The following is a 26,240-nucleotide window of genomic DNA, read 5'->3' on the forward strand; positions in this document are numbered from 1 at the left end:
CTGAGACCTGTCACCTCGGTGTGTCAGGCTGACTGGTGTTCAGCTTTTTGGGAGGGCTGCGCCCTCCAGCGGGAGCAAGCTCCCTCGCCACAAAAAGCAGGCTGTGTACCCACTGCGCTGCCAGTCAGGCCCATGCCACCGCCAGCAGCCCTGCCCCGAGCACCACGCACAACGGTGAATAAACCCAGGTGTCGAGCCTGGCGAAGGTCGAGCCCTTGACCTCCTTGAAGAAACCCACCAGCTCCGACTCGCCAATGGCCCGGGCGAACATCAGCAAGGCAATCGCGCTGATCAGCCACTGCAACGCCCGATGAGTGACCGGCTGCGCCAGCAGGCCGACCCGCAGGCAGACCAGCAGCGCCACCATCAGCAGGGCCAGGGCCACCAGCAAGGTCAACCAGCCTGAGGGATCGAACGCCGGTCGCAGCGCCTCCCCCTGCTTCACCGGCACCTGAGGCACCACTGCCTTGGCCGCCCACCGCCCACCCAGGGCCCAATACATATGAATCAAGCTGATGGTCGCAAACACTGCGACCAGCGACCGAGCCAACACAAGCGTCATCTCGCCAGCCTCCTGAAAAGAGTTGAACAATCATCCTAGCTGGAATTTGGCATTTCGCTGGACGGGCGTAGGTTGCCAGTTTCCAGCGAATGACTCATTGCCCAGGATCAAGAGTTCAACCTGCTGGCGCGCGAGCCCTCCTACAGGCCCGCGGAGACCTTATCTGCCACTTCCTTGGGCAGCCAGGCCTGCCAGACCTGCGGATGTGCCTTGAGGAACGCCTCGGCGGCTTCACGGGGTGGGATGCGTTTCTCACTCATGTCGGCCAGGGCCTTGTTCAACGGCTCGATGGGCAAATCGACCTTGCTGAAGAACTCGGCAATGTCCGGGTATTGCTTCTGGAACGGCGCAGATACGCCAATCGACAGTTTCGAGGCCAGTGAGCGGGTCGGCTTCGGGTTGGGGTTATCGGCGTCGGTCAGGGTTTTCCAGGCCTCGGCATCGAACGGCGGCTCTTGCAACTGCACCAGCTTGAAGCGCCCGAGCAGTGGCGTGGGCGACCAGTAATAAAACAGAATCGGCTTGCCCCGGCGGATCGTCGAGCTGATTTCCGCATCCAGCGCCGCCCCCGAACCGCTGCGAAAATTCACGTAGCTGTCAGACAGGCCATACGCCTTGAGCTTCTGTTTGTTGACCACCTCGGAGGTCCAGCCAATGGGGCTGTTGAGGAAGCGGCCCTTGTCGGGGCTCTCCGGATCCTTGAACACATGCTTGTAGCGCGCCAGGTCCTCGACACTGCGCAGGTCCGGCGCCAGGGGCTTGATGCCCTTGGCCGGATCCCCCTTGATGACGTATTCGGGCACCCACCAACCTTCCGTCGCGCCTTTGACCGTATCACCCAAGGCGACCACCTTGCCTTCGGCCTCGGCCTTGACCCACACCGGGCTGCGGCCGGCCCATTCCTCGCCGATCACCTGGATGTCGTTATTGGCCAGGGCGGTTTCCAGGGTGATGGTGGTGCCCGGCAATGTGTCGGTCTGCAACCCATAGCCTTTTTCGACGATGATCCGCAGGATATCGGTGATCAGGCTGCCACTTTCCCAGTTCAAGTCAGCGAAGTGAATCGGCGCTGACGCGGCCAACGTCGGGAACGGCGAAACCAACACAGTGAAGGTGGCCCAGGCAGCCAGCCACTGTCGAACTCGTTTCATGCTTTTAACCTCGTACCAAACACAGCAATGGCTGAACGGCCCTGCGTCACCGAACGCAAGCCTCTGAATAGTTCAGTCAATTGACTGTAGCCGAGGTTCCAGCGATATCTCGTTAAAACTGTAACCGGTCCAGGGCGACCGAGGCCCCCGCGCTCACCGGCACTGCCCGCCTCATTCGCTGGCCTTGAACGTCACCAGTTCGCCCTTGCGCCACTTGGCGGCCTTGGCGGTGACCGCCTTCAGGGTCTTGGTCAAGCCTTCTTGCAGTTGTTCGTTGGCCGCAAACACGGTCACCACGCTGTGGCCTTCCTTGAACAGGATTGCCTGACCACCGGGGGTCGTGACGAAGGCGTAATCACCGAGGCCATAGACCGTCAGCTTGATTTCGCGAAAGCGGATTTCAAACTTGCCACCTTCGCGGCTGGGCAACACCGCTGCGCGAAAATGATCACCAACCTTGAGTTCGAGCCTGGGCTTGTCATCGACCACCAGGGCCGACTCAGTGTCGATTTCGGCGACATAAATACCTTCGGCGGTCTGCTCGGTGATGTAGACGAAACGTGACTGGAAGAGTTTGACCAGTTTTGCCCGCAGGTCACCAAGTACGAATAACGCATGCATGTCGAGATTACTTACTGCCAAGGAAACATCCCCATCTTTGAAAAAGGCCCGCCCCTCGGAAAGGACGGACCACGAGAACCCGTGCCGACTGTAACGTCGTAATGGACCTGTAACTGAAATTCGAAGTGAACGGCGCGCCCTGTCCCGGGCCGAGAGCAGACTATAGGTTGCCGCTCTCGCCGTCTTTCCCGGGGGGTCGCCAGAGGCTGAAGGAAAAAGCCACTCTGAGCATCGGAAAAGATGGGACTACTAACTTTAGGGAAATTTCTCACTTAAAAAAGCATTTTTCTGACATCGAGCCCAAAAAAAATTGCTTTAGATAGGCAAGCCGTCCACACGGTGCTGCCGATTCTAGAGCAGCCAGAGGCGTGGAGACTACCCAAACTGCTCGGCAATTCGTCGGTAAACCATAGAAAAGGAATTCACATGGCTACTTTCACAACCCTGATCCAACCTGAAGCCCCTTGTGTCGTCGAGACATCCGACACGTTCGACAGGGTCGACTGCCTGCCTGTCTCGTTGATTCAACCGCGTTACCGGGTCGTCCTGGCCGGCAAGTGCTTTTTCCATATTGAGGAAACATCCACTGGACGTGTAAGAGGATTCCGCACCGATCATAACGAGGCCTGCCACCTGGCCAGGCGTCTGGAACGAAGTGCCTGAGCTCATATGCGCCCCTTCATGACTTAACTCAGCCGCCGACAGGCAACTGCTGCCATACTGCCTGCCCGCGAAGACCGTCACCCATTGACGGATCGCGCACCCACACCATGACTTTTGAGAAGGCGCGACGTGACGGAATTTGATATCGGCGAATTTTTTATCCGGGGCGAAGCCAGAGAGGTCGAAGGCGAGTTCCAGGCCGTCATCGTGATGCGCGCCAAACCGCCCCTGACCACGGTCAGTTGGCACCAAGTGGAAAAAGATCGCTGGTTCAAGACCGCGGAAATTGCTGCCGAGGCCGCCCGGGAAGCCGCCAGGGCGCTGAAAGCCGCAGTGGATGAAGGGGCCTTGAAAGCCTGAGTCCGATCGAACTCCTGACCAGCGCTTGCCTCAGATAAAGGGAAGCAACCGAGGCGCCATGACGGCGCCCGCCCAAAGGAGAACCCCATGGAACAGCCTTCGCACGAACTCAGCACCCTGTTCGACCAACTCGGCCTGCCCTCGGACGGCAAAGCCATCGACGATTTCATCGTGGCACACCCACTGGCCCCGGAGGTCAAGCTGGTGGAGGCCGATTTCTGGTCGGACCAGCAGAAAGACTTGCTGCGCGAATGGCTGCTCGCCGACGGTGAAGAGGCGGTGCTGGTGGATCAGTTGAATGTGCGGCTGCATGACGGTAAATAGCAGCCAGGACTTTTGGCTGTGGCAAGGCACCTGTAGCAGCCAGGACTTTTAGCTAAGTACAAGACAGCTCTTGTGGCGAGGGAGCTTGCTCCCGCTCGACTGCGCAGCAGTCGCCCCGGAGTACTGCCGGCTCGTGTCTCCGGCTGCTGGCTGCCTCCAGCTTTTTGGGGCTGCTGCGCAGCCCAGCGGGAGCAAGCTCCCTCGCCACAGGGTTCGCCCTCGAGCGCTGTTGGCTCGGCGTGTCAGGCTGGCTGCATCCAGCCTTTTGGGGCTGCTGCGCAGCCCAGCGGGAGCAAGCTCCCTCGCCACAGGGCCTAACGCGGCTTCTCGGGTTTGTAGCCCAGCCGCAAACCACCCCAATGACGCCCCTTGAGCATGATCGGCACGGAGAGATCGTGCATCAGTTCTCCCGTGTCGCGGGTGTAGGTCTGCAGCAACACCGGCTGTTGATGGCTGCCGCAGCGAATCCCGGTGCGGTCGGAGAACTTGCGTTTGGTCCGGTTATTGAGCGTGTCCACCTGTGGATCGCCGGTCAACGGCTGGCTGAAGACCTTGTTATGGGTGGGCACGTAGCCCTGCTGAGTGCAGGCAATCGCGAACACCAGGCCCTCGTGCCGGGCCAGCAAGGGTTCCTGGATCGCCGGCAGCACCTGATCGGTATAGCGGTCGAAACGGGTCTGGTATTTGGCGGGTTGGGTGTTGGGGATGGGCTGGTAATTACGGTCGAACAGATCCTCCAGGCTGACACGGCCCTGGTCGATGTCCGCTTCGAACTGCGCGGCGATCTGGCTCGCCCCTTCCCGTGCCAGGTCATAGACCCGTTGGTGATAATCGTCGAGGCCCACTTGGGCCAGGCGTTCGCTGATAGTTTCGGCCTGGCCTTCCATTTGCACCGCCGCTTCGGCCAGGCGCTGGGTCTGCTGGTCGCTGATGGACAGGTCGCCACGCATCTGCTCGATGGCGTGGAACAGGCTGTCGAGTTGTTCGCGATTGGTGTCGGTACCTTCGGCGATGGCGCTGACCTGGGTTTCGACGCCGGCGGCGAGCCGGGCGATGTTTTCCAGGTGTTGGCCGGTGTGCTCGACCTGCTGCACGCCAATGTCCAGGTCAGCGGCCAGTTGACGGATCTGCTCCACCACCTGGGCGGTGCGTTGCTGGATGTCGGCCACCATCACCCCGACCTCGCCGGTCGCCGCCGCCGTGCGCCCGGCCAGGCCACGGACCTCATCGGCCACCACCGCGAACCCACGGCCATGCTCACCGGCCCGCGCGGCCTCGATGGCCGCGTTCAGTGCCAGCAGATTGGTCTGGCTGGCGATCGACTGAATCACCAGGCTGACCCGCTGGATTTCATCGCTGCGCACGCTCAAGGCCTCGATCAACTCGCGGCTGTCGTTTGCGCGCTGGCTGAGCTGGTGCATGCGGCTGATGGATTCCACCAGCTCGCTGCGCCCGGCCACACTGCTGCGATGGGCCTCGCTGGCGGCGCCCAGGGCTTGCTGGCTGAGTTGCGAAGTGGCTTGCTCGGTGGCGATCATCGATTCGGCATTGCTGACGATTTGCGCCGCCGCATCGAGTTGCGACTGGACCTTGCCAGCCAATTGCTTGACCGAATAGGCGACACCGGCCGCCGACAGCGCGTTATGGCTGGTGGTGTAGGACAGGTCGCGGGTCAGCTCGGCCAGTGTGTCGGTCGCGGGTGCGGGCGCCGCGGCCACGCGCGAACGCAAGCGCGGCAACCAGACGATGAGCATGACCAGCGGCAGGCCCAGGTACAGCGACCAGCCGCCCAGGGCCATGCCGCACAGCAGCAATGCCAGGGCGAGACTCTGCAAGGTCGGCGTCAGCCAGCGCGCCGTGCTGTTCGTCCCAGGTACCGAGGCCGGCACCGCACCCGCCAGAGATCCGTCTGTCGCCATGTTCGTCACCCACGCTTCTCGTTGTTATGAATGCATTAAACGCCACTACAGAGCCATTATCCATGGTCCATTAGTCGCGTTCTTGCAGCAGATCAACGGGAGTAGACGTACGAGCACGGGCGAAAGCAAAAGATCGCGGCCTTCGTCAAAAGGTCGCGATCTTTTTTTGGAAAACGCGAATCAGGCCTGACGCTGGTGCTTGTCGATCTGTTCGTGACGTTCCTGGGCTTCGATGCAGTACTTGGTGGTCGGGCTGATCAGCAGGCGCTTGAGGCCGATCGGCTCGCCGCTGTCGTCGCACCAGCCGAAGCTGTCGTCGTTGATACGGTCCAGGGCCTGCTCCAACTGAGGCAGCATGCGCTGGTCGCGATCAATGGCGTTGACCAGCCAGGTACGCTCTTCTTCTACGGAAGCAGCGTCCGCCGGGTCAGCCGGGGTGTCCAGGCTCTCAATGGCGATTCGGTTCTGTTCGATGCGCTCGTGGGTTTCGACTTTCATGTTCTGCAACAGCTTGGTGAAGAAAGCCAGCTGCTCGGCATTCATGTAGTCATCCGCCGGCATGGCCAGCAACTTTTCCTTTGTCATTGATATCTCTATAAAAAAACGTGCATTAAGGCGAATTATTGAGCGTCCCGCAGCGCAGCTGCCACGCTCATCAGGAAGGCGCCGTCTATTCCAAGCGCCACCCGGCACTCAATTTACGAGGGGCGGCAGTCTAAGGCCGAGTCGAGGCCTCAGCAACTGAAAACATAGGGAAAATGTCCGACAACCCCTTCAAATGTTCTCTGACAGGCTTTTGGCAGTCATCGGAGTGCGTTTATAACAAGAAATTCGGTGCAATAGCTGTATTAAGAAGACAAATGGCAACGCCACGCGGGTCAGGCGTGGCGCTTTGTCGCAACGTCCCGGGTATCAGCGCTTGAGTTTACGCTTGTTGCGGTACTGGTCGATGACCACCGCCACCACGATGATCAGGCCCTTGATGATGTCCTGGATGTAGGCATCGACACCGACGAAGGTGAAACCGCTGGCCATCACCCCAAGGATCAACGCCCCGATCACGGTGCCGGTGATGCGCCCCACCCCTCCCGCCAGGCTGGTGCCGCCGATCACGGCCGCGGCAATCGCGTCCAGTTCATAGGACATGCCCATGCCCGCCTGCCCGGTCGCCGCCCGCGCCGAGGCCACCACGCCGGCCAACCCGGCCAACAAGCCGGCAATGCTGTAGACGATCACCAGATGACGCTTGACGTTGATGCCCGAGGTGCGCGCCGCCTGCATGTTGCCGCCGATGGCGTAGGTGTATTTGCCGTACTTGGTGTAGCGCAGGGCGATATGGAAGATCACCGCCACCACCAGGAAAATGATCACCGGCATCGCACCATGCCCGATGGCGGTATAGGAATCGGACAACATGCTCACCGGCTGGCCTTCGGTGTAGTAGCGCGCCAGGCCACGGGCCGAAACCATCATGCCGAGGGTGGCAATGAACGGCGGAATACCGGTAATGGCGATGATGCTGCCGTTGATCGCCCCGGCCAGCAGCCCCACGCCGAGCCCCGCCACCACCGGTATCCACACCGGCAAGTCGGTCAAGGAGGGAAACACCGCCCGGGCGAAGTCCGAGGTCTGGGCCAGGCTGGCGGCGATCATCGCCGACAGCGCCAGCACCGAGCCGGACGACAGGTCGATACCGGTGGTGATGATCACCTGGGTCACGCCGATAGCCAACAGGCCGATGATCGACACTTGCAGGATCATCAGCACCAGACGCTGGGAGTTCATCAGGAAGCTCTGGTCGCGCATGATCCAGCCGAACATTTCGAACACCAGGCCGATGCCGATCAGCACCAGGAAGATACTCAGTTCCGTCGGCAGCCGCCGGCGCGCCCTGGCCGGTGCGGCCGCGGGTTTGTTTTCCAGTATCGCGTTCATAGCCATTCACCTTTTTTGTTCTTTGGCGAGGGGGGTTGTTCCCTGCCGGGAGGTGTGGCGCCCCTGGGACAGGGCCGCTTCGCGGCCCAGCGGGGATAAATCCCCTCGCCACATGTTGCTCGACGTTATTAAGTTGAACGGGCTGGCATCAGGACAGGCCTGAAGCCAATTGCATGACTCGTTCCTGGGTCGCTTCGCCGCGGTCCAGGGTGCCCATCAGGTCGCCTTCGTGCATCACCATGACCCGGTCGCTCATGCCCAGTACTTCCGGCAGCTCCGAGGAAATCATGATCACCGCCATGCCTTCGCTGGCAAGGTAGGAAATCAGTCGGTAGATCTCGGCCTTGGCACCGACATCGATACCACGGGTCGGCTCGTCGAGGATCAGGATGCGCGGGTTGGTCATCAGCCAGCGGGCCAGCAGCGCTTTCTGCTGGTTGCCGCCAGACAAGGTGTCGATGCACTGCTCCAGCGATGGGGTCTTGACACGCAGCTTCTTGCACATGTCCTCACACAAGGCACGCAGGGCTTTTTGCTGGATGAAGCCGTTGCCCACGTAATGGGGCAGCACGGCCATCTCCATGTTTTCCAGCACCGACAGGCACGGGAACAGGCCACTGAGCTTGCGGTCCTCGGTCAACAGCGCGAAGCCTTTCTCGATGGCCATGTGCGGGTCGCTGATGCGCACCGGTTGGCCGTCCAGCAGGATTTCGCCGCCGGTACTCGGGGTCACGCCGAAAATCGCCTCGGCCACGTTGGTCCGGCCCGAACCCATCAACCCGGCGATGCCCAGGATCTCCCCGGCATGCAGGTCAAAGGAAACGCCTTTGAAAATGCCCTCCAGGCTCAGGTCGCGCACCGACAGCACCAAATCGCCGATGGGTTGCTCCCGCACCGGGAACAACTGGCTCAGTTCGCGCCCGACCATCATCGAAATCAGGCTGTCGCCGTCCATGCTGTCGGCCCGTTGCAGGCCGATGTAGGCGCCGTCGCGGAACACCGCCACTTCATCGGCGATGGCAAACACCTCGTTCATTTTGTGGGTGATGTAGATAATGCCCTTACCCTGGGACTTGAGGTCGGCAATGATCGAAAACAGGTGGGCGACTTCGGTCTCGGTAATGGCCGAGGTCGGCTCGTCCATGATCAGGATGTCGGAGTCATAGGAGACGGCCTTGGCAATCTCCACCATCTGCCGCTCGGCGATGCTCAGGTTGCCCACCTGCTCCTCAGGGTCGAGCTTGATGCGCAGGCGCTCCAGCAGGCGGGCGGTGCAGCGATGCATCTCGCCATGGTCGACCATGTGCAGGCCATTGAGCTGCTCGCGACCGATCCAGATGTTTTCGGCGATGCTCATGTGGGGCATCAGGTTCAGCTCCTGATGGATCATCGCGATGCCGGCCTGCAACGCCGCGAGCGGCGTGTCGAACGTCACCGGTTTACCGCGCAGACGCAGTTCGCCGGCGTCCGGCTGGTAGATACCGGCGATGATTTTCATCAAGGTGGATTTGCCCGCGCCATTCTCGCCCATCAGGGCCAGAACGGAACCGGGGCGTACCCGCAGCTGTACATCGGACAGGGCCACCACGCCGGGAAAGCCTTTGCTGACATTGACGACTTCCAGCAGATACGGTTCATCAGGTATTACGTCCGGCCGGAAAGTCATCGCCGGGGCGCTCGAAGCAGTCGCTGAAGCGAACATGATCAGGTACTCCCTCGGCAAGGTCAGCGTGGCAACCTTGCCTGTTTATTGTTGTGGTGGGACCGGTGCGCCAAGCGTCACTTGAACTGACCGACGTTTTCCGGCGTGATCAGGCGGTACGGCACCCAGACGGATTGTTCGACCGGCTGTTTCTTGACCATTTTCACCGCCGTGTCTATCGAGCCATCGGCCTGGCCCTTGGCGTCCTGGAACACCGAGACGGCCATGTCGCCCTTCTTGATCGCGTTCAAGCCGTCCGGTGTACCATCGACCCCGGCAATCAATACGCTGCCTTTCTTGGTGCCCGCTTGCTTGAGGGCCATCGCGGCGCCGATGGCCATCTCGTCGTTGTTGGCCACCACCGCCTGGAACTCGCGCCCCTGGGTCAGCCAGTCGTTGACCAGGGTCATGCCCTTGTCCCGCGACCAAGTGCCGGTCTGCTCCTGCTCGATCTTGATGTTGGGGTACTTGGCCAGCACGTCCTTGACACCCTTGGTGCGGTTGGCGGTGGAGTTGTTGGCGAGGTCACCCAGCAGGATCACGATGTTGCCCTTGCCACCCATCTTCTCGGCCAGATATTGCATTTGCATGTGGCCGGCTTCCAGGTCGTCGGAGGCAACGGTGACCACGCCCGCCGGCAGTTTCAGGTCGTCGGGACGGCGATTGACGTAGACCAGCGGAATACCGGCGGCCACGGCGGACTTGGTGATGCGTTGGGTCGCGGCGGTGTCCACGGGGTTGACGATGATCGCGTCGACCTTCTGGCTGATGAAGCTTTCCACCTGGCTCAGTTGCTTGACCACGTCGCTGCGGGCGTCTTCGAACTGCAGGGTGACGCCGTCCGGCAGGGACTTGGCTTTCTTGTCCATGGATTCACGCAGGTAAGTCAACCAGGTGTCATCGAACTGGGACATGCTGACACCGATCTTCAAGTCCGCCAGGGCAGCGCCGCTGGTGAGCATCAACGACAGGGCCAGCGAGGCGATACGGGTCTTGGTCTTCATGAACGGTCTTTCTCCACTTTGTTGTTGGTTTTATGGATAAGGCGTAGCGGATCAGGAACGGGGCAAACGCACGATGGGCGCGCCGGGCATGCAACACACAACGGCGCCCTTGCGCTGGATGCACAGGGATTCGAACAGGGGAAGGATTGCGGACAGGCGCAGCAGAGGTGACAGGTGAAACGCAGAACGGCTGAAGGTTTTCATCGACGGTACCTAGCTGTGTTTCTTGTTTTTGTTTCGTCCTTCATCCGTTCAAGGCTGGCTTGGCGGGAGGCGGACAGGATTGTCGGTAACCTGGAATCGACTTTATTGGAAAATATTTTCCATATCAACTGATTTTAGAATTTTATTCGTTTTTTATTCCATGACCGACAGGCGTGGACAACCGCACCACTTCGCCCTGCTCGGCACTCTGCCTGGCAGCATCAAGGATGCGCGTGGTCGCCAGTGCATCACGGGCCTCCACCGGCAGCGGGCCAGCGCCGTGCAATGCGGTTTGCAGGTGTTGGTAGAACGCCAGCCAGCAGCCACGCTCCGAGGTCACCCGCTCGCGCTCGGTGCCATGTTCGAACCAGCCCCAGCGCCGATGCTCTTCAGCGCCCCAGCGTTCGCCCTCGGACGCCGGGCTCAAGCCCGCCAATGCCTGGGCTTCCTGCCCGTCCAGGCCTTCGACGGTATAGCAGCCCTGGGTGCCGTTGACCCGAAAGCGCGGGCGCGCTGCGTTTTGCACGCAATTGCCGCTCAAGTGGGAAATCACGCCGCTGGCGTGGGTCAAGGACATGAAGAAGCCGTTGTCGAACACTTGGTCCGGCTGCCGGTAGTCCAGCTCGGCGTAGACCCGCACCACCGGCCCGAACAACTGCAGCGCCTGGTCCACCAGATGGCTGCCCAGGTCCCGCAGGAATCCACCGCCGCTGCCCTTCCCCACCGACGTCGGTGAATAGCGCTCGACACTGGATTCAAAACGAATGACCTCGCCCAGGGCGCCGGACGCCAGCAGTTTGCGCAGGGTCAGGAAATCCGAATCCCAGCGACGGTTCTGGTACACGCAAAGCGGCACATTGCGCCGCTCGGCCGCCAGCACCATCGCTTCGGCTTCGGCGGCATCGCGGGCAAACGGTTTATCGCTGACCACGGCCACGCCCCGTTCGATGGCTTCCATCACCACGGTCGGGCGGCCGTCCAGCGGCGTAGAGACCACCACCGCATCGACGCCGGCCGCTACCAGTTGTTCGAGCGTGTCGAAGGCCTGGACGTGCGGGTAATCACTCGCCAGTTGCTCGCGTCGCTCGACGGACCGGGTCACCACGCCAACAAACGTAGCCCCCGGCAGGCTGCTGATCAGCGGCGCATGAAAAAATCGTCCGCCCTTGCCATAGCCCACTAGTCCGATTCGCATGAAAGCTCCTTAGGTCACGGTTGGAATGCACCCTGTGGGTTAGCCGTAGAAACGCGGGCGCTCGGGCAGGTCAACCTTGATGATCTGCCCACTCTGCTGCGCCTGGATACAGGCATCCGCCGCCACCGCTGCGGCGAAGCCGTCCCAGGCCGACGGCCCGCCCACCTGCCCGGTGCGCACGCCGTCGATGAAGGCCTGCAATTCGACGTCGTAGGCCGCGATGAAACGGTCCTTCCAATCCATCAGGATCGCATTCGACAGCTTGGCGCCGCTGCGCAGTTGCACCTGGGACGGTTCCGGCAGCTTGGCGATGCCGGTCTCCCCCACCACTTCGCACTGGATGTCGTAGCCGTACTGGCAGTTGACGAACACTTCGACGTCGATGCGCGTGCCCCGGGCGGTTTCCAGCAGGACGATCTGCGGGTCGCGCAAATGGGCCAGGGCCTTGCTGGACTTGCGCGGAAACACCACCTGCACCGACACGTAGTCATCGGCCAGCAGCCAGCGCAACACATCCAGCTCATGGATCAGGGTGTCGGTGATCGCCATGTCGGTCTTGTAGTTTTCGCCCACGCTCGGGTTGCGGTGCGCGCAATGCAGCATCAGCGGTTCACCGATCTGGCCGCTGTCGATCACCGCCTTGAGTGCGCGATAACCTTCATCGTAAGGGCGCATGAAGCCTACCTGCACCAGGCGCTTGCCGTGGGCGATTTCAGCCTCGACGATCTTGCGGCAGCCTTCGGCCGTGACGGCCAGCGGCTTTTCACAGAACACCGGTTTGCCCGCCGCAATCGCCGCCAGCACGAACTCTTCGTGGCTCGGGCCCCAGGAGGTGACGAGGATCGCCTCCACGTCAGGCGCCTTGATCAATGCATGACCGTCGGGGTAGACCTCGGCGGTCAGCTTGAGATCGGCAACGACCTTGGCCGCTTGTTGCAGGTTGATGTCGGTCACCGCCACCACCTGGCTGTTGAGCAAGGTCTGGCTGCAACGACGGATATGGTCCTGGCCGATGGCCCCGGTGCCGATGACGCCCAGCTTCAAAGACATGTAGAGAACTCCTTTCGTATTGTTGGGGCAATCAGTATTGACGGGCCTTGGCCAGCCGTTCGTTGAGGGTCTTGGCGACCGCATCGGTGCGGGCGCTGGTGGACACCTGCGCCACGCCGACCCGCCACCACGACAGGTATTTGTGGATCATGGTCTTGGGCAGGACCTTGATGTCGATCAGCGTCGAGACGCTCTGGCGCCGCGCATCGGCCAGGGCCGCCTGCAGTTCGTCGAGAGTCTTGACCTTGTAGGTCTTGCAACCGTAGGCCGCGGCGCTCATGGCGAAGTCCACCGGCACAAAACCGCCGTCGAGCTTGCCGGTGTCCGGGTTGCGGAAGCGGAACTCGGTGCCGAAGCTGTCCATGCCGTGTTCCATTTGCAGGTTGTTGATGCAACCGAAGGTCATGTTATCCAGCAGCACCACATTGATCTTGCGGCGTTCCTGGATCGAGGTCGCCAGCTCCGAGTGCAGCATCATGTAGGAACCATCGCCCACCAGGGCGTAGACCTCTTTGTCGGGCTCGGCCAGTTTCACCCCCAGCGCCGCATTCACCTCGTAGCCCATGCACGAATAACCGTACTCGACGTGATAGGTATTCACGCCCTTGCTGCGCCAGCTGCGCTGCAAGTCGCCGGGCAGGCTGCCGGCGGCGGCGACGATGATGGCGTCATCCGCCAGGGTCTGGTTGAGGGTGCCGAGCACGCGGCTCTGGGTCAGGCAGGAACCGGTGAGTTCGATGAATTCGCGAAACACCGCCGGGTCCATGTGGTCGTTGATCTCCGGGACGAAATCCTCGGCCTGGAAGTCCGCCTGATAAATCCGGTCCACTTCGGCGTCCAGCTGGGCCTTGGCATCGGCGATCTGTCCTCCCCATTCGGCACGATAGTCGCCCATCGCCGCTGACAGTGCCTCCAGCCCCGAACGGGCGTCGGCCAGCAGCTGCACGCCGTCGAGCTTCAAGGCATCGCACGGGCTGATGTTGAGATTGAGGAACTGCACATCCGGGTGCTGGAACAGCCATTTCGATGCCGTGGTGAAATCGCTGTAGCGGGTGCCTATACCGATGATCAGGTCGGCTTTCTTGGCCAGCAGGTTCGCCGCCAGGCAACCGGTTTCACCGACACCGCCAACGTTCAGCGGATGGCTGGACACCACCGCGCTCTTGCCCGCCTGGGTCTCGGCGAATGGAATGTCGAAGCGCTCGGCAAAGGCCAGCAGCGCAGCGTTGGCACCGGCGTAGCGCACGCCGCCGCCACAGATGATCAACGGCTGGCGCTTGCCCTTGAGCAGCGCCAGGGCATCACCGAGCATCGCTTCAGTGGCCGGGCGACGGTCAATGCGATGGACACGTTTTTGCAGGAAGTAATCCGGGTAATCGTAGGCTTCGGCCTGTACGTCCTGGGGCAAGGCCAGGGTCACCGCGCCGGTTTCGGCCGGGTCGGTCAACACGCGCATGGCATGGATCGCGGCGGTCATCAGTTGCTCGGGGCGGTTGATGCGATCCCAGTATTTGCTCACGGCCTTGAAGGCATCGTTGGTGCTGATGCTCAGGTCATGGAACTGCTCGATCTGCTGCAGCACCGGGTCCGGCTGGCGACTGGCGTAGACATCGCCGGGCAACAACAGCAACGGGATCCGGTTGGCCGTCGCGGTGGCCGCCGCCGTCAGCATGTTCGCCGCCCCGGGGCCGACCGACGAGCTGCAAGCGTAGATCTTGCGCCGCAGATGCTGCTTGGCAAAACCGATAGCGGCATGGGCCATGCCCTGTTCGTTGCGGCCCTGGTGGACCACCAGGTCGCCGCTGTCCTGCTCCAGCGCCTGACCCAGGCCCAGCACGTTGCCGTGGCCGAAAATGGTAAAGACCCCGGCGACGAACTTGCTCTGGACGCCATCGACTTCGATGTACTGGTTATCGAGGAATTTCACCAGGGCCTGGGCCATGGTCAGTCGTGTTGTGGTCATGCTTGCACCTTGTCTGGAATGCAAATTGCGGCTGACTCGCACCCACAAGGGGGCATCATCATTTTGATGACTGTGTCAGGCCTGCGGATTCTGTAAATGGTCCATGCTCGCCCCCAACGCCTGGCGGATGTCGGCCAGTTCATGGACGCTCTCGGCGAACGGCTCGAAGGACAGGTAGCCCTCGTAGCCACCGGCCCGTAGCGCCTCGATCTGCACGGCATTGCCCAGGATGTCGGCCTCGCCCACCAGCACCCGATGGCCGTCACGGATCGTCGCCAGCGGCGCCTGGGCATCCTCGACGCCGGAGATGTGCACCAGAGCGGTCAGCTCGGGGAAGAATTCCTGTTCACCGGCCAAATGATGGTGAAAGGTGTCATGCACCAGGCGGAATACATCCAGCCCGCCAATGCTCTTGATCGCTTCCACCGCCGTGCGCTTGCGGCGCAGCGCGCACTCTTCGAAACCCAGGGGCTCGATGAACCCGTAGATGCCAAAGGCGCGCAGAATCGGCGCCAGTTCGCTGAGGGCCGTACGCAGCCCAGCCGCGCGCTCAGCCTCGCTGCGTGGGTCGGCGCGGTCATTGAGCGGGCACATCACCAGGCCCTCGGCGCCGCATTCGCGGGCGTAGTCGGCCAACCGCACGGCCTGGGCGCGGCGCTCCTCGTTCCACACATCAAAGGGGTACAGGGCGTTGATCGACAGTACCTTGATGCCGCGCGCCTCGCACAACTCGCGCACGCGGGCCGGCGGCATGCCGTCTTCGATCTCGACGCCCTTCAGATCGTTGCGGATCTCGATGGCATCGGTTTTCAACGCCAGGGCCAAATCAATGAAAGCGGGCAGTGACAGGCGTGGCGCAACCATTCGGTTCAAGGCAAAACGCAGGGGCTTGTTCATTGTTATTCTCCCTCCGGCAGTCATTCAAAAGTGAGTTATTGAGCAGTCGGCATGCTGAACTCAGGCCCCTTGGCAATGCTGTCGGGCCAGCGTTGCATCACGCTTTTGTAGCGGCTGTAGAAACGCAGGCCTTCTTCACCGTAGGCATGGTGATCGCCGAACAACGAACGCTTCCAGCCACCAAAGGAATGCCAGGCCATGGGCACCGGAATCGGCACGTTGATGCCCACCATGCCGACCTTGATGCTGCGGGCGAACGCCCGGGCGATGCCGCCGTCACGGGTGAAACAGGACACGCCGTTGCCGAACTCATGGGCGTTGATCAGCGCCACCGCCGTGGCGAAATCCGGTACGCGAACGATCCCCAGCACCGGGCCAAAAATTTCTTGCTGGTAGATGCTCATCTCGGCGGTGACCTGGTCGAACAGCGTCGCGCCGACAAAGAATCCCTGCTCGGCCCCGGGCACCTTGAAACCACGGCCATCGACGATCAGCCGAGCGCCCTCGGCCACGCCGGCGTCGATGAAGCCTTCGACCTTGGCCTTGTGCTCGGCGGTGACCAGCGGCCCCATGTCGGTGCCAGGCTGCTGACCGTTACCGATCTTCAGTTGGTCGATGCGGGGCAACAGCTTGGCAATCAATTCATCGCCCACGTCACCCACTGCCACGGCAATGGAAATCGCCATGCAGCGCTCACCGGCCGAGCCGTAAGCGGCACCGATCAACGCATCCGCCGCCTGGTCAAGGTCGGCGTCGGGCATGACGATCATGTGGTTCTTCGCCCCGCCCAGGGCCTGCACACGTTTGCCGTGCGCCGTGCCCTGCTGATGGATGTATTCGGCAATCGGCGTGGAGCCGACAAAGGAAATCGCCTCGATGTCCGGGTGCTGCAACAGCGCATCCACCGCCACCTTGTCGCCCTGGACCACGTTGAACACACCGTCCGGCAGGCCGGCTTCGGTCAGTAACCGGGCCATCAGCAGGCTGGCGGACGGATCGCGCTCCGAAGGCTTGAGGATGAAGCAGTTGCCGGCGACCAGCGCCAGGGGAATCATCCACAACGGCACCATCACTGGGAAGTTGAACGGCGTGACCCCGGCGCAAACGCCCAAGGGCTGACGCAGGTTCCAGTTGTCGATGCCGCCGCCGATGTTGTCGCTGAAATCGGTCTTGAGCAGGTTTGGCGCACCGCAGGCGTACTCGACGATCTCGATGCCGCGGGTGACTTCGCCGTGGGCGTCAGACAGCACCTTGCCGTGTTCGCGACTGATGATTTGCGCCAGCTCGTCGTGGTGCCGGTCCAGCAGTTCCTTGAACTTGAACATCACCCGCGAACGACGCAATGACGACTGCTCGGACCAGGCCGGAAACGCCGCCAGCGCCGAGGCCACTGCCGCGTCGACGGTGCCCGGCTCGGCCAGGGCCACCCGGGCCTGCACTGCACCGGTGGCCGGGTTGAAGACATTGCTGAACCGCGTGCTGTCGTGGTCCTGCACCTGGCCGTTGAGGTAATGGCCTACTACCGGGGCGTCACTCATTGTTCTTGTTCTCCGTACGAATGTTGGAAATCAGAGGTCCAGCAACCAGCTGTGCTGCGGATCGTTATGGAACTGCCAGACCCGCTTCGGGCCGGCCATGACGTTCAGGTAATACGACTCGTACCCGTAGGGCACGCTGACCGGGTGGTAACCCTTGGGCACCACCACCAGGTCGCTGTTCTCCACGGCCATGGCCTGGTCAATGCTGCGGTCATCGGTGTAGACCCGCTGGAACACGAAGCCCTGGGACGGGTTGACCTGGTGGTAATAGGTTTCCTCCAGGAAGCTCTGGTGCGGCAGGTCGTCGGTGTCGTGCTTGTGCGGCGGGTAGCTCGAGGAGTGCCCCGACGGTGTGCGCACTTCCACCACCAACAGCGAATGGGCCGGTTCGCTGTCCGGCAGGATGTCGCAGACATAACGGGTATTGGCGCCCTTGCCGCGCACACTGCGCTTCATGCTGTCCGGACGGATCAACCGTGGGCCATAACTGTTCTGCGTAGACCCCGGTGCGGCACACACGGCAATCTGTACATCGCTCAGCGCGGTGACCTGGGCCTGGCTGCCGGGCGGCAGGTAGGCGGCATAGGGTGATTTGTCCTCGAACACCGACTGGCGATCACCGACGTTGTCCCAATCGAAGGCCCCTTGCCCCGGCGCTTCGCCCTTGAGGCTGATGCGCCCGCTGAGCAGCACCAGGCACAATTCCTTGTCATCGGCGGCGACCGGCAGGGTTTCGCCCAGGCTCAGGCGGTAGGCGGCGAATCCGACATATTCCAGCTCACCTGCCGGCAACTGGACCATGGTTCGACCGCTGGAATGGCTCTTGATCAACAGGCTCATGACGGACTCCTTTCCTGCAGCAAGGCACGCAGGGTGTCGTAGCCTTTCTTGGCGTAGGCATAACTCGGCGCCACGGCAGGGTCCTGCTCGGCTTCCACCACCAGCCAGCCTTGGTAATCGGCGGCCAGCAGCACGTCGAGCAACGCGGCGAAGTCGATGTCACCGTCCCCCGGCACGGTGAAGGTGCCGTTGATGATGCAGTCGGGGAAGCTCCACAGGTTATTGCGCGCCAGTTGCACTACAGGTTTGCGCACGTCCTTGAAGTGCACATGGCAGACCCGCTCGATGTGTTTGCGCAGCACCTGCAACGGTTCGCCACCGCCCATGTAGCAGTGGCCCGAGTCGAACAGCAGGCCGACTTCGCTGCCGGTCAGGGCCATCAACTTGTCGATGTCCGCGGGTGACTCGACATAGGCGCCCATGTGGTGGTGATAGGCCAGGCGTACGCCTTGGGACAAGGTGAAGCGCGCAAGTTCAGTGAGTTTGTCGGCGTAGGCTTGCCAGGCTTCATCCGTATGGAAACGCGGGCGTTCGATCAGCGCAATCCGCTGGCCCTGGATGGAGTCGGCGACTTCCCCGTACACCAGCACCGTCGCGCCGTTCTGTGCCAGCAGCTCGACGTGGCTGGCGATGGCGTCGATCTCCTCGGCCGCCGAACGCCGGGCCAGGCGGCTGGAATACCAACCGGAGACCAGCGCCAGGTCATAAGGACGCAGCACATCGCCGACACCCTTGGCGTCCTTGGGGAATTTGCCGTTGAGTTCAAAACCTTCGTAGCCGATTTCCTTGCCCTCGCTCAGCGCCGTGCTCAACGGCGTCTCGCCGCCCAACGACGGCAAGTCATCGTTGCTCCAGGAAATCGGGTTGATGCCAATTCGAATAGCGGGCATGGCTGCACCTTTTATTGTTGTCTCTAAATGTTCAACCGATCACCTGTGGCGAGGGAGCTTGCTCCCGCTCGGCTGCGAAGCAGTCGTCAACCTGTGGATGCGGTTTGCCTGTCGAACCGGGGCTGGCTGATCGGGACTGCTTCGCAGTCCAGCGGGAGCAAGCTCCCTCGCCACAAAAAGCCCTGCATTGCCATCAAGCACGGGCACTGCGCCAGGCCTCGATCAATTCCACAAACCGGCCCTGCACCTGCCGGATCAGCGTTTCATCATCGATTTCCCCGGCCAGCCAAGCCCGGCTCGGTTCCTGGAAAATCGTCCGACCCACGGCGAAACCGCGGCAGGTGGTGCTCTGGCTGGCCTGGCGAAAGCCTTCGGCCAGGGCAGCGGCCGGGGCGTTGAGGCCCAGCAGGACCACGCCGCGGCAATACGGGTCGCGTTGCTGGATCAGCTCATCAAGCTGTTTCCACTCCTGAGCGCTCTGGGCCTCGATCTTCCACCACGCAGGGAAAATACCCAGGTTGTAGAGGCGCTTGAGCGCGCGATAGAGCACCTCCGGGTGGGGTGACGGATGATCCTTGGGCGGAATGACTTCCAGCAGCAATTCATGGCCGCTGACCTGGGAAGCCTTGTACAGCCCCATCAATTGCGCTTCCTGCTCCAGGCGCAGCAGTGGTTCGTCATCAGGGTGAAATTGCACCAGGCACTTGATGATCTGTTCCTGCGGCCAGGCGATCAGGTTGCTGCCAATGGAGCGCCCATGCTCGAACGCCAGTGGCCGCGAATTCTGTACCTCCACCGGGCGCGCCACCCACCAGCCACGTCCGGTGGCAGCGTTCAGCGAGTCCTGGCCGAAGCGTTGGTCGGCCAGCAGACCGACGTCGGCCTCGATGCCTTGGCGCTGCAGGTCGGCTTCAACCCGCTCCACCGCCTGGATGAACAGTTGCTTGAGGTCACCAATGCAGTTCAGGTCGCGACCGCCTTTCTGGGCCAGCTCCACCAGTTGCCAGCGATGGTCGAAGGCAAAGATGAACAATTGTTTCCAGGTCTTGCGCGGCACGCTGACCTGATGCAGCCGTTGCAGCACCGCATCCTGGTCCGGCCGGGTAATCAGCACCGGACTCTTGAATAAGTAGTCGAGCTCGGCCCGGGTCGGCATCGCCGGGGCACAGGCATGGCGCGACACCACCAGGCCGCCGCAGGCATTGGCCAACTGACAGCAGCGCTCATCGCTGGCGTCCTCCAGCCAACCGGCGAGGAACCCCGACATGAATGCATCACCGGCGCCCAGTACATTCAAGACCTCGACCCGGACACCAGGGTAAAGGGCGCCGTCTTCAAGGCGGACCGGAATGGCGCCATGAATCACCGTGCAACCTTGCGCGCCAAGCTTGACCACCAGGGTCGCCGCCGTCAGCGAGCGCACGGTGCGCAAGGCGCTCAGCAGGTCTTCGCAGCCGCCGGCGATCAGGAATTCTTCTTCAGTGCCAACGATGAGATCGAAACGCGGCAGGATGCCTTGTACATGCTGGCTGACTTTCTGGTCGGCGACAAAACGGGTTTCCCCATCAGCCTTGCCCGCCAGACCCCAGAGCACCGGCCGATAATCGATGTCCAACACGCATTTGACGTTGTGCTTCTCAGCGTAATCCAGTGCCTGGGTACTGGCCTTGTAGACGCTTTCGGTCGAGAAATGCGTGCCGGTGATCAGCAACGCCTTACTGGAGGCAATGAAGGTTTCGTCGATGTCTTCGGCGCGCAACGCCATGTCGGCGCAATTTTCCCGGTAGAACACCAGGGGAAAGGTTTCCCGGTCCTTGATACCCAGCAGGACCATGGCCGTCAGGCGCTCGGGATCGACCTTGATGCCGCTGACGTCGCAGCCTTCACGTGCCAGGGATTCCACCAGGAAGCGGCCCATGTGATCGTCCCCTACCCGGCTCAGCATCGCCGACCGGAGCCCCAGGCGTGCCGTGCCGAAAGCGATGTTGGCCGACGAACCGCCCAGATACTTGGCGAAGCTTGCGACATCTTCCAGGCGCGCGCCGACTTGCTGCGCGTAAAGGTCGACGCCCAGGCGTCCCAGGCAGATCACATCCAATTGACGCCCACTGGCAAAACGAGTCTGGCCCATGCTGGCTCCTGTTATTTTTATCAGCCTGCGCTTGTCGCCAAAACCGACGCCAGCGCTGTTGGTGAATGCAGACTAAAACGAGCGACGGGCAATAATCAATAATTATTCTATAAATTTTTTACGTGGAATATTTTTTCCAATACGCTATACCCGAACCGGACCAGACGCAGTGCATCGTTTCAGCAGTTGCCGCAACATTTGTCCGCCCATGATTTTCCCTGCGCCTACGCTGTAGACTGCGACCAGCCAACCTATTGTCGAGGGCCGGCCCTTTTTCGGGCCGCCCTATAAGAACAAGCCAGAAGGATTTTCTATGACCCGCCCCGATGATCTGCCGGCGCCGTCCGAGAGCGCGTCCGAAACCGCCCTCCCGAGCCCACCGATCAATGCCGAGCGCCTGCTGCAACTGATCACCGATGAATACGAAAGCCTGCCGCGCCAGCTCAAACGCATCGCCAGCTACATGAGCCAGCAGAGCGACCGGATCATGGTCGACCGCATCAGCGACATCGCACGGGAGTGCGAAGTGCACCCCTCGGCCATCGTCAGGTTTTCCCAGCGTTTCGGTTTCAGCGGGTTCAGCGAAATGCAGGCGTTGTTCCGCGAGGCCTACACCCACAAGACCACGCCGGTGCAGAACTACCAGCAGCGCATCCGCAGCATGATCGCCAACAAGTCGCAGAAAGCCAGCGGCGGCGACCTGGCCCGTGAGTGCGTCAACGCGACCCTGTCGGGCATCGAGCGGCTGGGGTTGGAGCTGGATGACCAGGCGTTCGAAAAGGCCGTAGACCTGGTGGTCAACGCCGACAATATCTATGTGGTGGGTGTGCGCCGCTCGTTCGCGGTGGCCGATTACCTGGTCTACAACCTGCAACACACCAATAAACGCATTCACCTGGTGTCCGGCCTGGGGGGCAGTTACCGCGAGCAGATGCGCAGCGTGCGCGCCAACGACCTGGTCATCGCCATCAGCTTCACGCCCTATGGCAAGGAAACCCAGCACTGCCTGCGCATTGCCCAGCACCATCAGGCCAAGACCCTGATCATCACCGACAGCAATCTGTCGCCCCTGGCCAAACGGGCCAACGCGGTGTTGCTGGTCAACGAAGGCAGTTCGTTCGCCTTCCGTTCGTTGAGCGCCACGTTGTGCCTGTGCCAGGCATTGTTCATCGCCGTGGCTTACCGACTGGAACTCAAGGTCGATGAAATCCATGAACAGGTCGGGTTCGAGGATTAACGCCCGCAAGGAATTACTCAAGGAGAAGTCATGAAACTGATCGGCATGCTGGATTCGCCCTATGTAAGACGCGTCGCCATTTCCGCCAAGTGCCTGGGGGTTGCCCTGGAGCACGATTCCGTTTCGGTGTTCAGGCATTTCGAACAGTTCCAGCGCATCAACCCGGTGGTCAAGGCCCCGACCCTGGTGCTGGACGATGGCTCGGTGCTAATGGACTCCACGTTGATCATCGATTACCTGGAGGCCTTGGCTGCTCCGGGGAAAAGCTTGATGCCGGCCGACCTTGGGCAGCGGCTGCGATCACTGCGCCTGATTGGTTTGGCCTTGGCGGCCTGTGAGAAGTCGGTGCAGATCTACTACGAACGCAACCTGCGGGAGATCCAGCACGCGCCTTGGGTTGAACGCGTAGAAGGCCAACTGGCGGCGGCTTATGGAATGCTGGAGCAGGAACTGGAAAAACAGCCGTTGAGCACTGATGGCAAACTCGATCAGGCCGGCATCACTGTCGCGGTGGCCTGGAGCTTCACCAACCTGGTGGTGCCGGACCAGGTGCAGGGCAAAGCTTTCCCGTTGATCAGCGCGTTCACCGCCTATGCCGAAGGGTTGGAGGCGTTTGTCAGTACGCCGATGGAATAACGGATGGGTGTGGTTTCTGTGGGATTCGGCGGTGTATTCGATTGTGTATCCAGCCAATCCCTTGTGGCGAGGGAGCTTGCTCCCGCTGGGCTGCGCAGCAGCCACAACCATTTGCCTGACACACCGAATCGCCAGGTCTCAGGGCCGCTTCGCACCCCAGCGGGAGCAAGCTCCCTCGCCACTGGGGACGGTGGCGATGGGCAGATTCGTGCATGTTCCCACAGTTATTTGCAGGTAACTGTGGGATAGGTGTTCACCTCAGCTCCTTCATGGGTCTCCTTCAGGCCAGCTCCACGTCCTTCGGCTCGACGACACTCGGTGCCACTTCGAAGCGATCCGCCAGGAACGGCGTGAGGTCCAGCGGCAGCGGTTCGTTGTTCACCAGCTTGTCCAGCAGCACCCCGGTGATGGCCGAGGTCAGGATGCCGGTGCGGAAATGACCGCAGGCGTTGAGGTACCCCTCTACCCCGCGCATCGGCCCCAGGATCGGCAGTTCATCAGGTGACCCCGGGCGCAGGCCGGCCCAGGTTCGTTTCAGGTTGATGTCGACCAATTGCGGGATACACCGCACCGCGCCTTGCACCAACCCTTCGATCTCCGGATAGGTTGTGGTCACGTCGAAGCCTTTGTCTTCGGTGGTGCTGCCAATGAGGATCTCACCGTTGTCTTTCTGCGCCACGTAGCAGTCGCTGGTGGTCAGGCAGCCGTTGAGGATTTTCGGCATGCGCTCGGTCAACAGGATCTGCCCCTTGACCGGTTTGACCGGAATCCGCACGCCTGTGGCCTGCTCACTCAGGTCCGCCGCCCAGGCACCGGCCGCGTTGATCAGGGTCCGGCAGTTGAATGTCCCCGCCTCGGCGGTTTTCACGCCTGTCACCCGCGTGCCGCTGCGCAGCACCTCGGTCACGCTGGTGTTGAAGAACAGGTCGACACCGTTCTGCCGGGCGCCTTCAGTGTAGGCATCGGCCAGGCGGAACGGACTGACCTGGTGATCGCAGAGAAACTCCAGCGCTCCCAAGGCTTCATGGCTGACATTCGGCTCCGCCTCACGCAGGGCGGCCTGGTCGAGCCAGCGCACCTGATCGGCCAGATGAGGAATGCAGGCAACGATGTGCTCCGCGTACAAACGGTCTTCGTCGTCGTAGATCACGAACTTGAGCCCGGTCTGCTCGAACTTGAAATCCATGCCATGGTTGTCGATCAACTCGCGGTGCAACTGCGGATACATCGCGTTGGATTGCAAGGCGAAATCAAAGAACGACTGGGGCAGGATGTGCGGCGTGCTAGCGTCCACCGCCACCGCGGCGCCCTGGGTCTGGCGCTTGCGGTTGGCCGACATCATGCGAAAGAAGATCACCCCGCAGCCCAGGCCCACCGACTCACCAATGGCCCACAGTCCGCCCGCCGAAGCGCGGGTCGCGTTGCCGGGGCGCTTGGCGTCGATCAGCGCGACTTTCAGGTGTTTGCGCTTGGACAGTTGATAGGCACAGGAGGCGCCGATCACACCGCCACCGGCGATGACCACGTCATAGTGCTTAATCATGGGAAACGGCCTCCGTGCCAAGGTTCTGGAACGCTGAAAAGGGAATCGGATCGATGGGGAAACGTGGTCGCAGCCAGCCCACATCGGCACGCCCGGTGGCTTCGCGCAAGCGGTCGCTGCAATAGCCGACACACATCCGCCCCTGGCAATCGCCCATGCTCACGCGGGTGCGCATCTTCAGACTGGCCATGTCTTGCACGCCTTGCTCCAGCGCCCGGTCGATGTCGGCGCGGGTGGTGTGCTCGCAGCGACAGATCACCGTATCGGCGGCCGGCAACGCGGTTTGCCCGGCGCCGCGCTGGGTGTAGCGATCCACGGCGGCGCGAAAGCGAATGATCCGCTCCAGTTGCGCCTGGTAGCGTTCGCGGCGCGCCAGGGCCGTGGACGGATCCAGCACATTGCGTTGCATCAGGATCGACAGCGCCGCGATGCGTCCGCTCAGCATGGCCGCTTCACCACCGCGAATCCCGCCCATGTCGCCGGCCAGGTGAATGTGCGCTTCGCTGCTCTGTTGCCAGGCATCGGACACGGCCCGCAAATAGCCATCGTCGCTGAAACCGTGCTCCAGGCCCATCTGCTGGCTCAATTGAGTCCGCGGGATAAACCCGTAGCCGACCGCCAGCGTCTGGGCCGGGAGCTGTTCAGCGCGTTTGAGGTCGGGTTCCCAGCTTGTGGAGTAAGGCGCGACGGTAACGACGCTCAACTCTCCCTCGCCGTCAGCCTGCACCACGCCCCAGCCATAGCGCACGGGAATGCGATTGAGCTTGAGGTAGGCCAACATGCTCAGGCCGTCGAGGAACAGTTGCGGCTTGTTCAGCAACGCCAGGCTTTCCTTGGCGATCCGGCCGAACGCACAGGCCTCATACACACCCGCCACCGCCACGCCCGATGCGTGCAGTTGACAAGCCACCAGTGGCAACAACGGACCGGTGCCAGCGATCACCACCGGGCTCGGCGGCTTGACCACACCGCTCTTGATCTGCAATTGCAGGCCCCCGAGCATCATCACGCCCGGCAGGGTCCAGCCCGGAAACGGCACGCTGCGTTCGTGACAACCGGCCGCCAGCACCAGATGGGAATAGGCGACCTCGCCCAGGCGCTCGTCGGCATCCAGCAGCACCAGCGCCCGGAAGCCTTCGGCACCCATGACACGGCTGCTCAATCGCACGTCGATCAGGCCGGCGTGTTGCTGGAATTCACCGTGGAGTTTCTCCAGGGCTTCGCTGTAGCGCGGGCCGAGGTAATCCAGGCGCACGCCATCGCGCAACGGTCCGCGATACACCACGCCCCCCAGGCGCGGCGCTTCTTCGAGCAAGGTGCAGCGCACGCCGTGGGAGGCCAGTTCGATGGCTGCGGCCATCCCCGCCGGCCCACCGCCGACAATCACCGGATCGAGGTTCATGGCGCCTCCGTCTCGGTGATGCGGTTGACCCGGGTTTCGATCTGCATGCCGGGGCGTACCAGGGTCTGGCAGGCGCGGCGCTTGTGACGGCCATCGATCTTGACCAGGCAGCATTGGCATACACCCATGCCGCAATAGGCACCGCTGATCTGGTCGTGGTCGTTGCGGGCCACCTGCCGTTGACCCAAGGACTGGATGACGGTGAGGACGGTTTCACCGTGGGCGGCACTGACGGCCTGCCCGTCCAGGTGCACCGTCATGTCGGCCTGGGTCAGCGGCTGGATATCAAATTTTCGGCGTAGAAGGTCTTGAGGTTGAATCATATTGCTCTTCCTTGAAAGTTCTGTGGGGCGGGCTCCTTGCGGCACACCACGAGTATCAGTACCTGGCAGCGACAGCGCACTACCACAGGGCAACAGATACAACATGCTGGATCGCGCCGATTTATGTTAGGAGTTATTTGTGACCAGTTG

25 protein-coding genes are annotated in these 26,240 nt (G+C 61.8%); 5 read left to right on the forward strand and 20 right to left on the reverse strand.

The features are described from left to right. Positions 1–124: 124 nt before the first annotated feature. From BLU76_RS24620 to BLU76_RS24630, 3 genes are all read right to left on the reverse strand, one after another. A complete protein-coding gene (locus BLU76_RS24620) occupies positions 125–562 on the reverse strand; it encodes a DUF3995 domain-containing protein (RefSeq protein ID WP_063320692.1) in 438 nt (145 codons plus the stop codon). Between the two features lie 140 nt (positions 563–702). Further along, on the reverse strand, positions 703–1,713 hold the full coding sequence (locus tag BLU76_RS24625) for an ABC transporter substrate-binding protein (protein WP_063320691.1): 1,011 nt from the start codon (positions 1,711–1,713) through the stop codon (positions 703–705). 171 nt (positions 1,714–1,884) lie between these two features. Further along, positions 1,885–2,334, reverse strand: a complete 450-nt coding sequence (locus BLU76_RS24630; protein ID WP_003202850.1) for a hypothetical protein — start codon at positions 2,332–2,334, stop codon at positions 1,885–1,887. A gap of 426 nt (positions 2,335–2,760) precedes the next feature. On the opposite strand from BLU76_RS24630, the gene BLU76_RS24635 reads away from it, so the two are divergent. The 3 genes from BLU76_RS24635 to BLU76_RS24645 all read left to right on the forward strand — a co-directional run bounded on the left by BLU76_RS24635 (position 2,761) and on the right by BLU76_RS24645 (position 3,681). After that, positions 2,761–2,997, forward strand: a complete 237-nt coding sequence (locus BLU76_RS24635; RefSeq protein WP_092146011.1) for a hypothetical protein — start codon at positions 2,761–2,763, stop codon at positions 2,995–2,997. A gap of 129 nt (positions 2,998–3,126) precedes the next feature. Further along, positions 3,127–3,357 (forward strand): hypothetical protein, encoded by a 231-nt coding sequence (locus BLU76_RS24640; protein ID WP_063320688.1) that lies wholly within the window; start codon positions 3,127–3,129, stop codon positions 3,355–3,357. 87 nt (positions 3,358–3,444) lie between these two features. Then, positions 3,445–3,681 (forward strand): DUF2789 family protein, encoded by a 237-nt coding sequence (locus BLU76_RS24645; protein ID WP_072341896.1) that lies wholly within the window; start codon positions 3,445–3,447, stop codon positions 3,679–3,681. Between the two features lie 314 nt (positions 3,682–3,995). Here the strand turns inward: BLU76_RS24645 and BLU76_RS24650 are convergent, their stop codons facing one another. From BLU76_RS24650 to iolC, 14 genes are all read right to left on the reverse strand, one after another. Then, complete coding sequence (locus tag BLU76_RS24650; protein WP_092146013.1) at positions 3,996–5,600, reverse strand: methyl-accepting chemotaxis protein; 1,605 nt, start codon at positions 5,598–5,600, stop codon at positions 3,996–3,998. Between the two features lie 180 nt (positions 5,601–5,780). Then, the gene (locus BLU76_RS24655) at positions 5,781–6,185 is read right to left on the reverse strand and encodes a TraR/DksA family transcriptional regulator (protein ID WP_003202859.1); all 405 of its coding nucleotides are present in this window, start codon (positions 6,183–6,185) and stop codon (positions 5,781–5,783) included. A 327-nt stretch (positions 6,186–6,512) separates the two neighbouring features. Next, complete coding sequence (locus BLU76_RS24660; RefSeq protein WP_057451073.1) at positions 6,513–7,535, reverse strand: ABC transporter permease; 1,023 nt, start codon at positions 7,533–7,535, stop codon at positions 6,513–6,515. Positions 7,536–7,683: 148 nt separating this feature from the next. Beyond that, on the reverse strand, positions 7,684–9,237 hold the full coding sequence (locus BLU76_RS24665) for a sugar ABC transporter ATP-binding protein (protein ID WP_092224797.1): 1,554 nt from the start codon (positions 9,235–9,237) through the stop codon (positions 7,684–7,686). Positions 9,238–9,314: 77 nt separating this feature from the next. After that, complete coding sequence (locus tag BLU76_RS24670) at positions 9,315–10,241, reverse strand: sugar ABC transporter substrate-binding protein (RefSeq protein WP_092224799.1); 927 nt, start codon at positions 10,239–10,241, stop codon at positions 9,315–9,317. A 51-nt stretch (positions 10,242–10,292) separates the two neighbouring features. Beyond that, on the reverse strand, positions 10,293–10,445 hold the full coding sequence (locus BLU76_RS31610) for a hypothetical protein (RefSeq protein WP_170845916.1): 153 nt from the start codon (positions 10,443–10,445) through the stop codon (positions 10,293–10,295). Between the two features lie 142 nt (positions 10,446–10,587). Next, complete coding sequence (locus BLU76_RS24675) at positions 10,588–11,640, reverse strand: Gfo/Idh/MocA family protein (protein ID WP_092224801.1); 1,053 nt, start codon at positions 11,638–11,640, stop codon at positions 10,588–10,590. Between the two features lie 39 nt (positions 11,641–11,679). Continuing rightward, the gene (locus BLU76_RS24680; protein WP_092224803.1) at positions 11,680–12,690 is read right to left on the reverse strand and encodes a bifunctional inositol 2-dehydrogenase/D-chiro-inositol 1-dehydrogenase; all 1,011 of its coding nucleotides are present in this window, start codon (positions 12,688–12,690) and stop codon (positions 11,680–11,682) included. A gap of 31 nt (positions 12,691–12,721) precedes the next feature. Then, positions 12,722–14,653, reverse strand: a complete 1,932-nt coding sequence (gene iolD, locus BLU76_RS24685; RefSeq protein WP_092224805.1) for a 3D-(3,5/4)-trihydroxycyclohexane-1,2-dione acylhydrolase (decyclizing) — start codon at positions 14,651–14,653, stop codon at positions 12,722–12,724. A 75-nt stretch (positions 14,654–14,728) separates the two neighbouring features. Further along, positions 14,729–15,550, reverse strand: a complete 822-nt coding sequence (locus BLU76_RS24690; RefSeq protein WP_092224807.1) for a TIM barrel protein — start codon at positions 15,548–15,550, stop codon at positions 14,729–14,731. A 35-nt stretch (positions 15,551–15,585) separates the two neighbouring features. Next, the gene (locus tag BLU76_RS24695; RefSeq protein ID WP_092224809.1) at positions 15,586–17,088 is read right to left on the reverse strand and encodes a CoA-acylating methylmalonate-semialdehyde dehydrogenase; all 1,503 of its coding nucleotides are present in this window, start codon (positions 17,086–17,088) and stop codon (positions 15,586–15,588) included. 30 nt (positions 17,089–17,118) lie between these two features. Further along, on the reverse strand, positions 17,119–17,928 hold the full coding sequence (gene iolB / locus BLU76_RS24700) for a 5-deoxy-glucuronate isomerase (RefSeq protein ID WP_092146021.1): 810 nt from the start codon (positions 17,926–17,928) through the stop codon (positions 17,119–17,121). After that, the gene (gene iolE / locus BLU76_RS24705; RefSeq protein WP_092146023.1) at positions 17,925–18,818 is read right to left on the reverse strand and encodes a myo-inosose-2 dehydratase; all 894 of its coding nucleotides are present in this window, start codon (positions 18,816–18,818) and stop codon (positions 17,925–17,927) included. The genes iolB and iolE overlap by 4 nt, the downstream gene beginning before the upstream one ends. Positions 18,819–19,011: 193 nt before the next feature. Then, positions 19,012–20,949, reverse strand: coding sequence for a bifunctional 5-dehydro-2-deoxygluconokinase/5-dehydro-2-deoxyphosphogluconate aldolase (gene iolC / locus BLU76_RS24710; RefSeq protein ID WP_092224811.1), 1,938 nt, complete (start codon positions 20,947–20,949; stop codon positions 19,012–19,014). A gap of 313 nt (positions 20,950–21,262) precedes the next feature. On the opposite strand from iolC, the gene BLU76_RS24715 reads away from it, so the two are divergent. Together BLU76_RS24715 and BLU76_RS24720 are read left to right on the forward strand one after the other, a co-directional pair. Then, positions 21,263–22,186, forward strand: a complete 924-nt coding sequence (locus BLU76_RS24715; RefSeq protein WP_063320674.1) for a MurR/RpiR family transcriptional regulator — start codon at positions 21,263–21,265, stop codon at positions 22,184–22,186. Between the two features lie 30 nt (positions 22,187–22,216). Beyond that, positions 22,217–22,822, forward strand: a complete 606-nt coding sequence (locus BLU76_RS24720) for a glutathione S-transferase (protein ID WP_092146027.1) — start codon at positions 22,217–22,219, stop codon at positions 22,820–22,822. 280 nt (positions 22,823–23,102) lie between these two features. On the opposite strand, the gene hcnC is transcribed toward BLU76_RS24720, so the two are convergent. Genes hcnC through hcnA form a run of 3 tightly spaced genes read right to left on the reverse strand, consistent with a single transcriptional unit; the run spans position 23,103 to position 26,090 of the window. Then, positions 23,103–24,365: a cyanide-forming glycine dehydrogenase subunit HcnC gene (gene hcnC, locus BLU76_RS24725; protein ID WP_092146029.1), complete on the reverse strand. Its 1,263-nt coding sequence runs from the start codon at positions 24,363–24,365 to the stop codon at positions 23,103–23,105. After that, entirely contained in the window at positions 24,358–25,767 is a 1,410-nt protein-coding gene (gene hcnB / locus BLU76_RS24730; protein ID WP_092224813.1) for a cyanide-forming glycine dehydrogenase subunit HcnB, read from the reverse strand. The genes hcnC and hcnB overlap by 8 nt, the downstream gene beginning before the upstream one ends. Beyond that, the gene (gene hcnA, locus BLU76_RS24735; protein WP_092146033.1) at positions 25,764–26,090 is read right to left on the reverse strand and encodes a cyanide-forming glycine dehydrogenase subunit HcnA; all 327 of its coding nucleotides are present in this window, start codon (positions 26,088–26,090) and stop codon (positions 25,764–25,766) included. The genes hcnB and hcnA overlap by 4 nt, the downstream gene beginning before the upstream one ends. Between the last annotated feature and the right edge of the window lie 150 nt (positions 26,091–26,240).

The sequence above is a fragment of the Pseudomonas sp. NFACC08-1 genome (assembly GCF_900106735.1).
GTDB lineage: Bacteria > Pseudomonadota > Gammaproteobacteria > Pseudomonadales > Pseudomonadaceae > Aquipseudomonas > Aquipseudomonas fluorescens_Q.